At 42.8% G+C, this 14888-nt stretch carries 14 protein-coding genes; 3 read left to right on the forward strand and 11 right to left on the reverse strand.

The window, feature by feature from the left end; translation table 11 throughout:
* Positions 1-16 precede the first annotated feature (16 nt).
* The 11 genes from DWV34_RS06010 to DWV34_RS06055 all read right to left on the reverse strand — a co-directional run bounded on the left by DWV34_RS06010 (position 17) and on the right by DWV34_RS06055 (position 12693).
* Positions 17-1330, reverse strand: coding sequence for an ATP-binding protein (locus DWV34_RS06010; protein WP_118475696.1), 1314 nt, complete (start codon positions 1328-1330; stop codon positions 17-19).
* Positions 1331-1355: 25 nt separating this feature from the next.
* On the reverse strand, positions 1356-3323 hold the full coding sequence (locus DWV34_RS06015; RefSeq protein WP_118475698.1) for a DUF2207 domain-containing protein: 1968 nt from the start codon (positions 3321-3323) through the stop codon (positions 1356-1358).
* 23 nt (positions 3324-3346) lie between these two features.
* A complete protein-coding gene (locus DWV34_RS06020; RefSeq protein ID WP_006568295.1) occupies positions 3347-3901 on the reverse strand; it encodes a LemA family protein in 555 nt (184 codons plus the stop codon).
* A 78-nt stretch (positions 3902-3979) separates the two neighbouring features.
* Positions 3980-4318 carry a hypothetical protein gene (locus tag DWV34_RS06025; RefSeq protein ID WP_022260681.1) on the reverse strand — a complete coding sequence of 113 codons (339 nt, stop codon included), beginning with the start codon at positions 4316-4318 and terminating at the stop codon, positions 3980-3982.
* Positions 4319-4598: 280 nt separating this feature from the next.
* Complete coding sequence (locus DWV34_RS06030) at positions 4599-5141, reverse strand: NADH peroxidase (RefSeq protein WP_006568293.1); 543 nt, start codon at positions 5139-5141, stop codon at positions 4599-4601.
* Between the two features lie 78 nt (positions 5142-5219).
* Positions 5220-5360: a hypothetical protein gene (locus tag DWV34_RS17175; RefSeq protein ID WP_158565674.1), complete on the reverse strand. Its 141-nt coding sequence runs from the start codon at positions 5358-5360 to the stop codon at positions 5220-5222.
* A 692-nt stretch (positions 5361-6052) separates the two neighbouring features.
* Positions 6053-6655 carry an ECF transporter S component gene (locus DWV34_RS06035; protein ID WP_009290109.1) on the reverse strand — a complete coding sequence of 201 codons (603 nt, stop codon included), beginning with the start codon at positions 6653-6655 and terminating at the stop codon, positions 6053-6055.
* A 94-nt stretch (positions 6656-6749) separates the two neighbouring features.
* Positions 6750-8708, reverse strand: a complete 1959-nt coding sequence (locus DWV34_RS06040; protein WP_233444287.1) for a DUF2207 family protein — start codon at positions 8706-8708, stop codon at positions 6750-6752.
* A 210-nt stretch (positions 8709-8918) separates the two neighbouring features.
* Entirely contained in the window at positions 8919-10250 is a 1332-nt protein-coding gene (locus tag DWV34_RS06045) for a hemolysin family protein (protein ID WP_022260942.1), read from the reverse strand.
* 264 nt (positions 10251-10514) lie between these two features.
* A complete protein-coding gene (locus DWV34_RS06050; RefSeq protein ID WP_118475700.1) occupies positions 10515-12428 on the reverse strand; it encodes a DUF2207 family protein in 1914 nt (637 codons plus the stop codon).
* A gap of 16 nt (positions 12429-12444) precedes the next feature.
* Positions 12445-12693, reverse strand: a complete 249-nt coding sequence (locus tag DWV34_RS06055; protein ID WP_118475702.1) for a hypothetical protein — start codon at positions 12691-12693, stop codon at positions 12445-12447.
* A gap of 94 nt (positions 12694-12787) precedes the next feature.
* On the opposite strand from DWV34_RS06055, the gene DWV34_RS06060 reads away from it, so the two are divergent.
* The 3 genes from DWV34_RS06060 to DWV34_RS06070 are packed head-to-tail and all read left to right on the forward strand — an operon-like array spanning position 12788 to position 14867.
* Positions 12788-13234, forward strand: a complete 447-nt coding sequence (locus DWV34_RS06060) for a hypothetical protein (RefSeq protein ID WP_009290114.1) — start codon at positions 12788-12790, stop codon at positions 13232-13234.
* Between the two features lie 45 nt (positions 13235-13279).
* Entirely contained in the window at positions 13280-13672 is a 393-nt protein-coding gene (locus tag DWV34_RS06065; protein ID WP_006568281.1) for a hotdog fold domain-containing protein, read from the forward strand.
* A 16-nt stretch (positions 13673-13688) separates the two neighbouring features.
* Positions 13689-14867: a CaiB/BaiF CoA transferase family protein gene (locus DWV34_RS06070; RefSeq protein WP_006568280.1), complete on the forward strand. Its 1179-nt coding sequence runs from the start codon at positions 13689-13691 to the stop codon at positions 14865-14867.
* Positions 14868-14888 lie beyond the last annotated feature (21 nt).

The raw sequence follows: 14888 nt of genomic DNA on the forward strand, positions 1-14888 counted from the left end.
ACGCAAACAACTGTGTTTAATTCAAACCTTGCATCCCCATCAAATAATTTACAAACTGCTGTGCCGTCCTTCCGGAAATACCTCCATGGGACAGTTCCCATTTGTTGGCCTCTTTTTGCAGTACTTCATCTGATAAGGTAATACCTTCTTTCCTTGCCAGCTGGATCACAATGTTAAAATACTCCTTCTGGGTCGGCTTAGAGTAATTGATCGTTACACCAAACCTATTTACCAGAGATAACTTTTCTTCCATCGTATCGGATTTGTGCATACCATTTTCATTCTTTACGTCGTCCCGGTCACTCCAGGTCTCCTTGATCAAGTGCCTCCTGTTGGATGTGGCATAGATCAGAATATTTTCCGGCTTTGTCTCAACGCCCCCTTCGATGACTGCCTTTAAAAACTTATACTCTACCTCGAACTCTTCAAAAGACAAATCGTCCATATAAATAATAAATCGGTAATTCCGGTTTTTGATCTGTGCGATCACGTTGGACAAATCTTTAAACTGGTGCTTGTAGATCTCAATCATCCGCAGGCCCTGATCATAGTACTGGTTGACAATAGCCTTAATACTGGTAGATTTGCCGGTACCGCTGTCTCCGAACAGCAGGACATTATTGGCTTTCCGCCCATGGACAAAGGCTTCCGTGTTGTCAACCAGCTTCTTCTTCTGGATCTCATATCCTACCAGGTCGGACAGAGCAACCTTATCCATGTTGTTGATCGCACGGAATGTAATGTCCCCTCCGGTTTTTTCCTCGATCCTAAAAGCCTTATTGAGTCCGAACATTCCCACGCCGTAAGCTTTATAGAAGTCTGTGACCACCTGGAAAAACTCATGCTCATCCCGTGTCTGCTCCAGTTTCCGGCTCAATGCCCGAACCTTCTCGCTGACATTTTTATTATACATAAGCTCTGGCTTTCCGATCGCTTTATAGTCTGAAAGACGGCTGAAACAGTCCACTCCCAGGTATTCTTCAATCTTTGAAAAGTCGTAGTCAAACAGCTCCTTAAATGCCCGAAAATCATTTTCCGCAAAATAATTGACGCTTCCTTCTCTGGCCCCTACCTTTTCACAGGTGATGCTGAATGGATTCTCATTGGTAATCAGCAGAAATGTCAGGTAGTTATGCCAGAGATTCTCATCGAATCCATAGTCTGTCGCCACCTGAAGGATGCGTTTGATCTGCCTGAAAACCCTGGTCGTCAGAACTTCCTTCGTCTGGCTTTCCTCATCCATGCAGCGGAATATATCACTGAGCTGCATCAAAATAGAATCCGGTTCCATATCACCATAGATCAATAACTTTGATACGTTTTTATACACTTGTTCCTCCACCTTTCATCATCTTCTACCAGCTTCCGCCGCCTCCGCCGCCGAAACCGCCTCCTGAGAATCCCCCTCCGCCAAAGGAGCCTCCTCCGAAGCCGCCGCTGCCGGACGATGTTTTGGGCGGTTCGGGCACGGAAAGTGTACTCGTCACTTGGGCCATACTTCCCATTAAACACCGGTTAAAGATATAATAATCAAAAAATGTAAACTGGCGGTCTGTTTCATACCAGTCAGGCGCAGACAGACCAAGATCTTTTAATTTCTCCGCAAATACATCGGAGAGGCCGAATACGTAGGCATACGGCATGATGTGATAAAACATCTGAGGCTGATCCTCTGCCAGCACCTTCATCCTGTCCAGCTCCGCAGTCTCAATGAAATCACGGAGTCCGGCCAGATATCCCATCCACTCAATGCACTGATGGGTTCTTTTTTTCATGAATCCTGTCATAAGAATCATTCCGCCGGTCATAACAAGCACTGCGGCCAGAACCCAGATGTAGCTAAAAATCTCTCCATTTATGACTCTAACAATATAACTTCCTGTGTAAGCTGCCGCTGACAGAAAGCTCAAAGCAAGACCCCAGAATACCCACAGCCTTCTGCTGTCCCTGCTTCTGGCATACCAGCTGTCCACCGCGGCTGTAAACAAGATCATCCCGCCGAACAGCAGCATCCATAAAATAACCTGAACGATCATTCTTGCGATGCCCGTATAAGAATAAAAGCTTGTAACGGCCATAAAAAATCCAAGCGGAAGCGCTGCAAATACCATTGAGATCCCTCTTGCTGCTGTTGAACTCGTTGTATAAATACTAAATTTCTTTTCTCTTCCGAAATACCGGATGAGTTTATTTTTTGCCACACTGAGAGTATCCGCATATTTATATTTCAGCTCGTCAATCTTTACCTTATCCTTTCCGTTGAATAAGTCGTCAAACATAATCCTCTGGTATGACGGCGCCGAAGCTTCAAGGTCTGACTTTTTATGGAAGGTAAGCTTCCCTTTCTTTTCTTCGATGGTAAGGTATCCCTTATCTGCCCAGTAAAGAATCAAAGAAAGCAGTTCCTTGTCCTGTACTTTTCCATCGATGATGTACCCCACTCCGGCACTGTCTAGCCCCTCCGGCGGCTGATACTGGATCGACGGAATGATCTTCTCATCTCTGCCGAACATAAGAAACATACCAAGGACAACTGCGAATATGATTACCGATGGAATCAAGATCATCCATGGTACTGCAGTGATCTGCTGGTTTCCACTGAAATACCCGGCGTCCATTTTTGCAAAGCAGGTAAGACCGGAACCAAGAGGAAGACTTTTCTTTAAAGTCCCTGTCACGGTAAGGTTTTTTTCGTCTTTTTCCAGCGAGAGAATATCCCCGGCATCTTTTGTTGAACCATATTCCCCGCAGTAGAACTTCAGCCGGTCCATATCAAACTTTTTCGGAAACTGGATGGTAAACCTGCTCCCTGCCGGAATCTGGTTCTGCCACTGTGTCGGGAAAATGTTATAGTAGATGTTATCATAACTTTTCTGCTGGAATTTCGGTGAGAGAAGATATTCAAACTTATAAATCCCTTCTCTCACCGTCTTGTCTTCGTCTCCAAACCGAAAGACAGTGCTGCCGTTTTCACTGCTCTCATCCACAGTTTCATTGGCACGGACCAGTTTTACAGAAGCATAGAAAGGTGTTTTCTGAATCTCCCCTTTTTTATCATAGGAAGCTATGGTCCCTTTGCTCGGAATATAGCGGTAAATCCCATGACGTTCTTCCAGGAATCTCACATTTATCTTTTCTGTAATATCATAGGAACCGTCGTTTCCCACCACAACTTTTGTCTGAAACTGCTTCGTATACATATAGGGATCTTGCTGTACCTGAGACGGAGAAGGGCCTGATATGCTTTCTGCGGCAGCCCCCATCCCTATACATAAGAGAAACAGGGTAACCGCAATGAAACCGGATGCCCATAATTTTTTCATAATGACCTCCCTGCGTCAGAGCACTAGAACGATACTTTTACATTCTCACGCTCAGCCTCATCGCTGATCTCATACAATGGTTTTCTTGTGAATTTAAAAATGCCTGCTACAATATTTCCAGGGAACATTTCTGCTTTGGTATTGTATTTGTTGACAACTCCGTTGTAATATCTTCTGGAACCTGCGATCTCTTCTTCGATCCTCTGGAGCTGATCCTGAAGCTGTATGAAGTTCTGATTTGCTTTCAAATCCGGATAGGCTTCCGCCACCGCAAATAAAGAACGCAGCGCGCCGGTAAGTACATTTTCATTGGCAAGTCTTTCTTCCGGATCAGAAGCTCCCATGGCCATATTTCTGGCTGACACTACCTTTTCCAGTGTCCCGGCCTCATGTTTTGCATACCCTTTAACGGTTTCCACATAATTCGGGATTAAATCGTACCGCTTTTTCAGGGACACATCCATCGCAGAGTATGCCTCTTCTGTCTTATTTCTCAGGGTAATAAACCCGTTATACGAACTGATCAGCCAGATGGCCAGTACTGCAATTATTGCTATTATAACTATTAATGCTATCATTCTCTTTTCCTCCTTTTATGTTTGATACCAGTATACCACTAAATATCCTTGCAGGAAACTGTGACATTTTCATCGGTTTTATCCGCGGATCTTCACATGCAGTACAATATTCTTTTCTCTTCCCATCCGGTCGTCTGTTTTCAGTATGACCTCCCCTGGAATATAGTTGGAAAAGCAGATTTTTTCAGATGAAACCCGGTAGTTTTGCAGCCATTCCCCGGGTACTCTCCGATCAATTCTAATGCTGTCTGTTTTAATATGTCCCGGTATTCCTTCCAATGGAATTTCAACTTTGCCGCCGTCTGAAAGGAAGCCTGCCCAGCCCATATGACTGCAAATACAGTAAAGCCCTTTCCTTCCGTCTGAGCGGTTTGCCATTTCTACCATTCTTGAACTAATCTTTTCTTCATTTAACATCTCAATCTTCACCTCGAAATTCGTTTTACTTAGCTGTTTCTGATTTTTATCTTTAGTATACCCATCTTAAATAACCGGGAAACATCCCGGCGTGTAGCGCGCATCTTTCAGCGCAAACAACGCAGCATATTCATAAGTTATGCAGTGGGATTCATTTATGTGCAAAAAGAAGCCGGGATCGCTCCCGGCTTCTCGTATTAAATAGAGGTGTATGATCAAGAAAAGTGTATGAATTTCTTTTTTTACAGCCTTTGGTCTGGCTGTGGGAAATACTTAAGGTTTATCCGAAGTATCTCTTCAGTAATCCTTCAAAAGCTTTCCCATGGCGGGCTTCATCCCTTGCCATCTCATGTACAGTGTCATGGATTGCGTCTAAGTTTGCTGCCTTCGCTCTCTTTGCAAGATCAAACTTACCTGCTGTCGCCCCGTTTTCTGCTTCTACTCTCATCTCAAGGTTTTTCTTTGTGCTGTCTGTCACGACTTCTCCGAGCAGTTCAGCAAATTTTGATGCATGCTCTGCTTCTTCCAGTGCAGCTTTCTCCCAATATAATCCGATCTCCGGATATCCTTCTCTGTGTGCCACACGGCTCATTGCAAGATACATACCTACTTCGGAGCATTCTCCTTCAAAGTTTGCTCTTAAATCTGCCATGATGTCTTCGCTGGCTCCCTGTGCCACTCCGACTACATGCTCAGCAGCCCACTCTCTGTCTCCTGTCTGCTCTTTGAACTTCTCTGCCGGAACTCCACATGTCGGACATTTCTCCGGTGCTGTATCTCCCTCGTGAACGTAACCGCATACTGTACAAACCCATTTCTTCATAATAATGATCTCCTTTGCTTTTGATTCTATGTTTTGTTTTCTTTATTTTCTATCCAAGATTTTTAATAACAGTAATTGTTATTGTTTTCTTGTTGAGATTATAATAGCATCTGTGTTCTTCCCTGTCAATGGTTTTTTTAAATTTTTTAATACCTTTACTTTATATCGTAATAAAGCTGCGGGAGCGGCAGAGGTAAGTCTTTTTTTCTTTCGTTTCATAAGATTTCTCTAAGGTTTGTTTATACTTCATTTAGAAATGTTTATCTTCTATACATTGAATCAAGGATGAATTCTGATATACTTTAAACATGCCTTAATCGTGCAGGGTACATAACTACCGGATGTATTCCCTGCCTGGTATAATAGTTTTTCATATATATTTTTAATCCTCTCTTTTCATTAAACATAGGACAAGGGTGTTTTAAGACAACTGACCAAGACCAGCTGTTTTAAACACCCTTGTTCTGATATGTCTGCTGAAGAAGGGCCTATGTCAAAAAAGGTGCCACTTTTCGAAAGTTATTTACCATTATTGGAGGCCTTGCATTCGAAGAGATGTTAGTTTTTCTTCTTTCATTGTTTCCTCATCATCAGTTTTATAAATTTCACATCTGCTCTCCCCTGTGTAATAGTGCCAATAGCGAAGCAATCGTTCCACGAACTCCAGACTTTGAACCATGATAAAGCGTCACAATTTGATCACTCGTAAGGTTTTTCTAAGATTTGTTTATACTTCGTTTATAATTGTTTATTTTCTATACATTGTATCTGGCAGGGATTCTGATATACTTTAAATATAGTTTTTCATATATTTTAATCCTCTCTTTTCATTAAATATAAAAACAGGTTCCGTCCAACCAGCGGAACCTGTTTTTTGTTTTTCTGTTCTTGCTTCTTACTCTGCATGCTTCCTACGTATTTTTCAGTGCCTTATGAAGAATCTTCGCAACTGTACCTCCGACAACAGAACCCGCCAGAATCTCGACCACTGCATTGACACCCACAAATGCACAGATAAACATCAATGGATTCAGATTGCCCATGGTAGAATTGAGGTTCTGAAAATATTCCGTGTTCCAGTAGCACAGCACCATAACTCCCATGAAAAATACGGTGTTTAAGAATGGTGCACAGAAACCTCCGATATAATAACGGGCAGTTTTCGCGCTTCCTCCCTTGCTCAGTGCCCTGAAGATCACCCCTGTCAGAAATCCCATAAGCGTCCTTGTAGGCACTGCCACCAAAAAGGCATAAAAAGGATTGATCCCCACCAGGACTGCCCCAAACGGATTCATCCCAAAAAATCTTGCAAAACTGATGAGTCCGAATGACAGCCCAAGAACTGCCCCGGCTGCCGGTGAAAAGATCATGGCTCCCACCCCTACCGGGATCGTAAGAAGCGATATTTCCAATAACCCAAGCCGTAAATATCCAAGCGGTGTAAATGTCATAATAAAAATGATGGCTATGAACAGAGCAATCTGCACCATTCTAAGAACTTTTTTGTTTCCCACTTTTTCATCCTCCTGTATTTCCCTTTATATTACCACGCTGTTTAAGGATTCTACAAGTTCTTTTGGAAAAACACTCCTTTTGGCGCACTGGGTCTCACCAGCTGCCTCCTCCGCCTCCTCCGAAGCCTCCGCCTGAGAAACCTCCTTTGTTTCCGCCGCCCGATGATCCTCCGGAAGCATTCACAGATGACGGCTGACTCAGAGAGACTGCGGCAAATGTAAGATTCCCTGCCATACAATTCAGCATAACTCCTGCATTCCAGCTTTTTATTTCATATCCGGCATGATACCAGCCCGGAGCAGGAATTTCCAGCACCTCCAGTTTCTCTGCAAACTTATCATAAAGACCGAACACATAAGCATAAGGCATAATATGACAAAAAATCTCAGGCCGATTTTTTGCCAGCACTCTCATACGATCCAGCTCGGCAGTCTCGATAAAGGAGCGCAGTCCTGACAGCTGCCCCATCCATCGGATACATTTTGGAGTTCTTTTTTTCATGAAACAGGTCAGCGGCATCATAACTGCCGCTGCAGCCAGGACGATTCCTATTTCCATTGTATAATCGAAAATTTCGTTCCCGGATGCCTTATATGTATAAAAAACAAAGTACAGTATTTCTGATAAGTAAAAAAGACTTGCACCGCCTGCAGTCATCAGAATCCTCTTTGCCCTGGAAAAAGAATACCAGCCGTCGATTCCCCTGCAGCAAAAATACATTCCCAGCCCCATGCCGGTACACAGCAGCACCTGTATCACAACGCCGACTGCAGTCATGTAAGAATAATGCCCTGTGAGGACTGTAACCCAGATAACTGACAGCAGCGTACATAGAAACGCCAGCCTCTGCAGTCTCCACGATGGTTTGGTATAGATTCCCGCTTTGCTTTCCCCGTCAAACTCTTGTATCAGCTGCGTTTTTGCGCTGCTCATTGTCAGACCAAAGTCATTTTTCAGGCCGTTTAAATAGACAGAGTCTCCATTTTCAAACAACCGCCGGAATACGGTGTGCTGATAGCTTGGTGCCTCTTTGGGCAGTTCCTTCAGCTTATGCAGCGTCATCAGGTATTCCTCTTCCTCCTCTATCCACAGATTACCCTTATCGGCCCAGTACAGTATCAAAGAGAGAATATCTTTGTCCTCCGCGATTCCGTCAATAACATATCCCACAGCTGCACTGTCCATATTCTGCGGAGGTTCAAATTCTATAGAAGGAATGATTTTTTCATCCCTTCCAAAACACAGATACAGGACAGCCAGTACTGCCAGCAAAATCACAGGCGGAACCCAAAGAAATAATGAGATTCCGGGTTTCCCTTTTACCCCCGCAAATCCCTTCTGTACCTGTCCTGAGAAACAAGTAATACCACTGCCCATAGGAAGATCTTCCTTAAGAATTCCGGTTATTGTATTCTCTTTTTGATTCTTTCTCAGATCTATGATGTCGGATGCACTTTCTGCCGATCCATAGGCTCCATAGTAAAATTCGAGTTTTTCTAAATCCGTGCCTTCCGGTAAGCGCATCGTAAAACGGCTTCCCTTTGGAATATCATTCTTCCACTTTGAGGGATAGATATTATAATAGATATACGGGAAAGGCTGGCCCTGCCGCTCAGGTGTCAGCCGGTAAGTAAATTCATAATCCCCTTTGCGGACTGTTTCATCACTGTAACCAAAACGAAATACTTTCGCACCGTTCTGCTTAGATTCCTTTATATCGCTGTTTGGAAGTTCAAGCTCTACTCTCGCGAGATATGGAAATTTTTTTATATCTCCATCCTTTTGATATGCCACAAATCCTTTATTGGGAATGTACCGGTAGATGCCATGCCTGTCTTCTAAAAACTTTACTTTGATCTGCTCCGTCACCAGATAATAGCCTTCCCCATCCACTGTGACATCTACGTCATAAGTCTCCGTCTTCATATATAAATCTTTTTTTACCCCGGAATCAAGTTCTTCCGTAAAACGGTCGAAATACCCGCCTGTTATAAGAAAAAAAGCCAACAGCAGCAGCAATGGAACCAAATTCTTCAGGCTAAAGTTCTTCATAAATATCCCCTCCCTTTATAAATTATTATGAGTTTTTCACCCCTATTTCCGTCGCGCTTTTGAAATGCGCTCCCCAATATAGTGGTAAATAACTTTCGAAAAGTGGCACCTTTTTTTGACAGAGGCCCTTCTCCAACAGACATTACGTCCATTTTCCACATGATTGGAGTGAGGCATTCTAAGAGCCGAACGGAAATCATGTGGAAAATGTCATAGCATTTCCCGGGAGTTTTTTCCCTTCTGAATCTCTGCCTCCACTATTTTTCTTCCCATCATCTTCTTCACATGGATATGCAGGCCACAAATCTCCAACTCAAAGGTTGTGCCGTCCTTTGGAATGGAATGAAGCCGGCTGAAAACCAATCCTCCAAGAGTATCATAGTCCGGATGGTCCGGAATCTCCACACCCAGCTCTTCCGCAATCGTATTCAGCTTCACTGCCCCTGAGCATTTCCACAAATTCTCGGCAGTCTTGCTGATCTCAGGAGGTTCAGACGGATCAAATTCATCATAGATGTTTCCCACAATTTCCTCCAGAAGATCCTCCATCGTTACAATACCACTGACCTCCCCGTACTCATCTATCACAACTGCAAGATGAATTTTTTTCTTCTGCATATCCTGGAACAGCACAGAGGAAGGTATGGTCTCCGGAACAAAATAAGCAGGTCTCAGCATTTCTTCTAAAGTCTTTTCCCTGTTCTCATTCAGATTCATCAGAAAGTCTCTGGCATTTAGGATTCCCCGGATATCATTGAACCCTTTTGCATAAACAGGGAATCTGGACAGTCCGGTTTCCCGGATGATGTTCAGGATTTCTTCCCTGGACTGTGCAAGAGAAACTGCCGTCACTTCAGAACTGTGTGTCATATGGTCCCCTGCCGTGGTGTCACCGAATTCAAAAACGTTTTCGATCCATTCCTTTTCTTCACTGTCGATGGTTCCTTTTTCCTCACCCAGTTCCATCATCAGACGAATTTCTTCCTCTGTCACAGTCTGTTCTTCTGCTTCTGTTTTCATATGCAGGATTTTCAGCACAATGTTGGTAGATGCCGACAAAAACCATACCACGGGCTTCATAATGAGGGCCGCCCCAGAGACAACGCCGCAGGATATTTTTGCAACGGCAAAAGGCTTTTGCATGGCGATCCGTTTTGGAACAAGTTCTCCGAAGATCAAAGTAAAATAAGATAAGATCAGTGTAATCAATATAACTGCTATCGTATCCAGAGCTGCCGCAGATATGGCTGTAAAACCTATATCATCATAAATCCAGGTTACAAGATACCCGGAAAAATTATCTGCTGCAAAAGCACTGCCCAAAAATCCGGCCAGCGTGATCCCGATCTGGATTGTAGAAAGAAAACCTGCCGGTTCTTCCACAAGCTTTAAAAGCTTTCCCGCCTTCCTGTCCCCGTTCTCATACATCTTTTTAAGCTTTGCTCCATTCAGGGAAATGACTGCGATTTCTGTCATAGCGAAAAAAGCGTTCAAAAAAATCAGAATGATCTGTAATAATAACTGCGCACCTATTTTATTCATTTCAATATACTCCTTTATATTCTCGTCTTTACTTCCGGTTCATCTGCAAATATCTGCCGTCACCTTCTCATATGAATATGCACATACGAAAAGGCGCAGTCCGCCATTGTGTGAAACAGCAGACTACGCCTGTAAATGATCTGAATTAAATTGTTTGCCGAATCACTGTCATCAGCATCGTCCATAATTGTTTGCTACCTCTTTCTGAATTAAGTAAGATTATTATACGAATGCAAAGGAGAAAAGTCAATATAAACTTCACCCTCACCAGCTTCCGCCTCCGCCGCCTCCGAAACCGCCTCCTGAGAAGCCTCCTGAAGAACCGCTTCCGCCTCCGGAACCTGAAGAACTGTCTATGCTGATTGATGTATTAAAGTCCTGGTGAAAGTCTTTCATATACTGTGCTCTGAATATATAATCTCCTTCGGCGTTTCCAAACCAAACCGGCATTTCCACATTCAGCTTCTCCAGCTTATCTGCGTAGATTTCTGACAGACCGAATACATAAGCATAGGGGAATATATGATAGAATAGATTTGGATACTGTTCACCCAAAACTTTCATTCGATCCAGTTCCGCATTTTCTATGAAATCTCTAAGGCCGACCAGATATCCCATCCACTCAACACACTGCTTTGTTCTTTTTTTCATACATGCAGTCAGCAGGATGCCGGCGGCTGTCATTATGCATACCAAAACCATTACGCCTGCAAAATTAAAAATCTTTTGCTTTTTTACCATTTCCATATAAAAAATACTGTATATCCCCAACGCACCAATGCATAATGTGCCGGCAATGATCAGACCTCTCTTTCTGTCTTCCAGAGACAAAGAATACCAGTGATCTGCAGCATACAATATAATGAAAAAGCCAATGCATACTGCAGCAAACATATACATTTCATAGTGCTGTTCCTTTTCACTTAAAATCCCATACTGTGTACTCAATATCATAAATAGTGCTATTGGTATCATCGTTAAAATACTGCTGATAAATCTTGCCGTTCTGGACCCTTCTGTATAAATCATATCCTGATAATAATTCTTGAGTTTTTCTTTTGTTGCTTCTACTGCTCCTGTCATTCGCTCCGGAACATCCATCGTCGAAAGAAATGGTTCCTCCTGCGTAAACATTTTTTCAAACAAATATGTCTGGTACTCAGGTGCATATGCTGGAAGATCTTTTAGTATATAGGCAATCATTTCATTCTTTTTGTGCTGCAGAAATACATAACCCTGATCCGCCCAGTAAAGCAGCAGCGATATTACATCTTTGGTATCTGCACTTCCGTCAATGATACAGCCTATTGCCGCACTGTCAATATCTTCTGGAGGCTGGTATTGAATTGATGGAATAATTTCATCTTTCTTCTTAAACTTCAAAAATAATATAATGAGGACAAGGGAAATCAGTCCTGCCGCCGTCAAGATTTCTCTTCCCAGTGTTGGACGTTTTACTGAAGTAAAATACCCCTTATCTAAATCTCCGAAACAGGTAATGCCCCATCCGACCGGCAGATCTTTCGTCAGTGTCCCCGTGATCCTGCGTCCTGCGGAATCTATCCTGATATCAGCCACACTGCTGGCATCCACAGTATTTCCCTGTTCTCCAGTATAAAACTTAACCTGTGAGAGGCTTATCTTCTTCGGAAAATGTATCGTAAACCGACTTCCTTTCGGAATAGAATCTTTCCACTGTCCAGGAAATACATTGTAATATACATAATGATATTCTTTTTCCTGATGATACGGTGTCAGCTGATAGCTGAATTGATAATTTCCACTGTTTACTTTTGCCTCTTCATCACCCAGCTTTAATATAAAGTTTCCATCTTTATTATCATATGACGCACTTGTATTAACATCATCCAAATTTAATTTTACATCCGCATAATATAAAAATTTATGCTCCTTATTCTCTTTATCTTTATAGGACTGCCTTCCACGAACTGGTATATTCCGATAGATGCCATGCCTGGGTTTCAAAAAATTCACCTTAATTCTTTCGGTTATCAAATAACTCCCGTCTGTTTTTAATGTAACATCCGTCTTATATTGTTCTGTCCGCATGTTTAGATCGGGCTGGACCTTTTTATAAAAATTTGAAGGTTCATCCACTGTTTCTCCGTACAGAAAAAAAATAAGAAGCAAGCCAATACTGATAATATACTTTTTCATTTTCTTTCCCCCTCTCTCAAACTTTGTGTATCTCTTTTACAGCTATTGTCATTATAGCATTTCCAAGTTGATTTTTCCTATATCTAATCATTTTCTTCAAATAAAACTCTTCCCCATTTTTATATCTCCTGAATGTCAAACTACACGCAAACCGGAACCATATAAGCGAAATCATCTCACCGTTTAAAAGATTTCTGATATTTATTATTAAATTCAACCCTCCCCCCGCAGGACAGTTGGTTTCTTTTCTCTTAAAAAATCTCAAACCATCTCCAAAACAGCCATTGACTGTGCATTTGCCGGATGCATTAAAGTAAAGCTAAGATCAAAAATCAAACAGCCACAGGAGGTAAGAAATTATGAGAACAGAAGCATTTTTAAGCTACAAAATGACTACAGCAGATGCCAATAATCCGGAAGGTGTCATCCCGGTTGGCAGACAGTTTGATTTCATCGGCGATGTAGAGACAGAACTGATGATTTTAAATGATGGGGACGAATCCCTCTGCCTCGGTTATAACGATGTGAAATTCATGGAAGATGCTTACGTGGGAGACCAGCTGGACTTTAAGGCAACTATGGTCAAAGTAGGCAACACATCAAGAACCTGCCTGATCCAGACTTTTAAAGTGGCTACTCCTGCAAAAAGACTCGGAATCGAAGGCGCTGAGGATGGAGATATGTACTATTTCGATGAACCTAAGCTGATCACAGAAGGAAACGTTACCCTCGTAGTTAAAAAAGAACTTCAGCGAGGAGTACAGCCGGACGGAACAGTCAAAGATCCATGGAAAGCAATCGATTAATATTACATATTAGGATAGGTACAGACAAATCAAGGAGGTTTTGATATGAGTGAACAGACAGTAACAATGAGATACAGGATGTCAAGCAGAGATGAATTTTACGGTGGTGGTGTAGTAAACGGCGCACGTTCCATTACATATATGGGAGATACTGCAGACCGCTTAATGGCAAAAGTGTGCGGCAATGTCGGAAGATGCTGCCTCGTAGAAAAAATCCGTTTATATAACCCTGTCTTTGCCGGGGATTATATGGAATTTATCGCAAGAGTCACAAAAACTGAAGGAAATAAAGTCTACATTCAGTGCCGTTCTTTCAAAGTGGCTCAGATTCCTGAGGAGCCGGAATTTGAAAGTTCTATTGATATGTTAGAGGATCCGGAAATTTCAACAGAAGCATTTTTTGTATACGAAATACCGGAACACAAAGTAAAAGCTTAGATAAGAGGAGGTTCACATGAAAGCATTAGAAGGCGTTAAGGTTCTGGATCTGACCCATGCATATAACGGACCATTCTGTACGACCCTGCTGGCGGACAATGGTGCAGATGTCATTAAATTCGAGCCGGTTCAGGGAGACCAGTGCAGAAGCTGGGGACCGATCGACGAAAAAAGCGGCGAGAGCGGATTTTATGCGTTCTTAAACCGAAATAAAAAAGGGGTTACCCTGAATCTTAAAAATGAGAAAGCGAGAGAAATCTTTTATGACTTAGTAAAGGATGCCGATGTGGTTGTTGAAAACTTCCGAGTCGGTGTGTCTAAGAAATTAAAAGTGGATTATGAAACATTAAAGAAGATCAATCCGAGCATCATTTATGCTTCTGGTTCCGGCTTCGGACAATACGGACCGCTGTCCAACCGTCCTTGTTACGATATTGTTGCCCAGTCTATGGGAGGAATGGTAAACATGACGGGATTTCCGGACTCTCCTCCTACCAAAGTAGGGCCTTCTATCGCTGACAATGTGACTGGAATCTATCTGTGTGTAGGTGTCCTGATGGCACTGTTTAACAGAGAACGCACTGGACAGGGACAACAGGTAGATGTTGCTATGGCAGACACGATCTTCAGTCTTTTGGAAAACGGTATTGTTACAACGACTATGGATGGTGTGATCCCTCAGCGTCAGGGAAATATCGACCCTTCTATCGCTCCTTTTGATATCTATGAAGCCAAAGACGGATATATTGCGATCGGTGTCGGCAACGACCGTCTGTTCAAAACTTTCTGCGAAACCATCGGACGGGAAGACCTTCTCGATGATCCGCGTTATGAGACAAATGATCTTAGATGCAAAAACTATAAAGATGGTCTGCAGCAGGTCATAAGCGAGTGGGCCGCTGCCAAAGGAAAGAAAGAGATCGAAGATCTGTTTGATAAAGCCGGTATCCCATGCGGTCCTGTGCTGGATATGCAGGAAGCCATTGACCATCCGCATTTCCAGGCGAGAGAGATGATGGTTCACATGGATCATCCCACCATCGGAGAAATGTATTTCCAGGGTTGTCCGATCAAATTGACGGAAACTCCAGGCAGTGTAGACACTCCTGCTCCTCTGTTGGGACAGCATAACAAAGAAGTGTTTGGTCTCACAGATGAGGAACTGGAATCACTAAAAGCCGAAGGCGTAATGTAATTAGGATAGCAGGAGGTAAAA

It is taken from the genome of Anaerostipes sp. AF04-45, from assembly GCF_003461725.1.
GTDB classification, from domain to species: domain Bacteria; phylum Bacillota; class Clostridia; order Lachnospirales; family Lachnospiraceae; genus Anaerostipes; species Anaerostipes caccae.

Bases quoted from the DNA above. Each gene is read 5' to 3' on its own strand.
- DWV34_RS06040 (WP_233444287.1), bottom strand. From the start codon at position 8,708: ATGAAGAACTTTAGCCTGAAGAATTTGGTTCCATTGCTGCTGCTGTTG.
- DWV34_RS06045 (WP_022260942.1), bottom strand. From the start codon at position 10,250: ATGAATAAAATAGGTGCGCAGTTATTATTACAGATCATTCTGATTTTT.
- DWV34_RS06025 (WP_022260681.1), bottom strand. From the start codon at position 4,318: ATGTTAAATGAAGAAAAGATTAGTTCAAGAATGGTAGAAATGGCAAAC.
- DWV34_RS06060 (WP_009290114.1), top strand. From the start codon at position 12,788: ATGAGAACAGAAGCATTTTTAAGCTACAAAATGACTACAGCAGATGCC.
- DWV34_RS06015 (WP_118475698.1), bottom strand. From the start codon at position 3,323: ATGAAAAAATTATGGGCATCCGGTTTCATTGCGGTTACCCTGTTTCTC.
- DWV34_RS06070 (WP_006568280.1), top strand. From the start codon at position 13,689: ATGAAAGCATTAGAAGGCGTTAAGGTTCTGGATCTGACCCATGCATAT.
- DWV34_RS06020 (WP_006568295.1), bottom strand. From the start codon at position 3,901: ATGATAGCATTAATAGTTATAATAGCAATAATTGCAGTACTGGCCATC.
- DWV34_RS06065 (WP_006568281.1), top strand. From the start codon at position 13,280: ATGAGTGAACAGACAGTAACAATGAGATACAGGATGTCAAGCAGAGAT.
- DWV34_RS06030 (WP_006568293.1), bottom strand. From the start codon at position 5,141: ATGAAGAAATGGGTTTGTACAGTATGCGGTTACGTTCACGAGGGAGAT.
- DWV34_RS17175 (WP_158565674.1), bottom strand. From the start codon at position 5,360: ATGAAACGAAAGAAAAAAAGACTTACCTCTGCCGCTCCCGCAGCTTTA.
- DWV34_RS06050 (WP_118475700.1), bottom strand. From the start codon at position 12,428: ATGAAAAAGTATATTATCAGTATTGGCTTGCTTCTTATTTTTTTTCTG.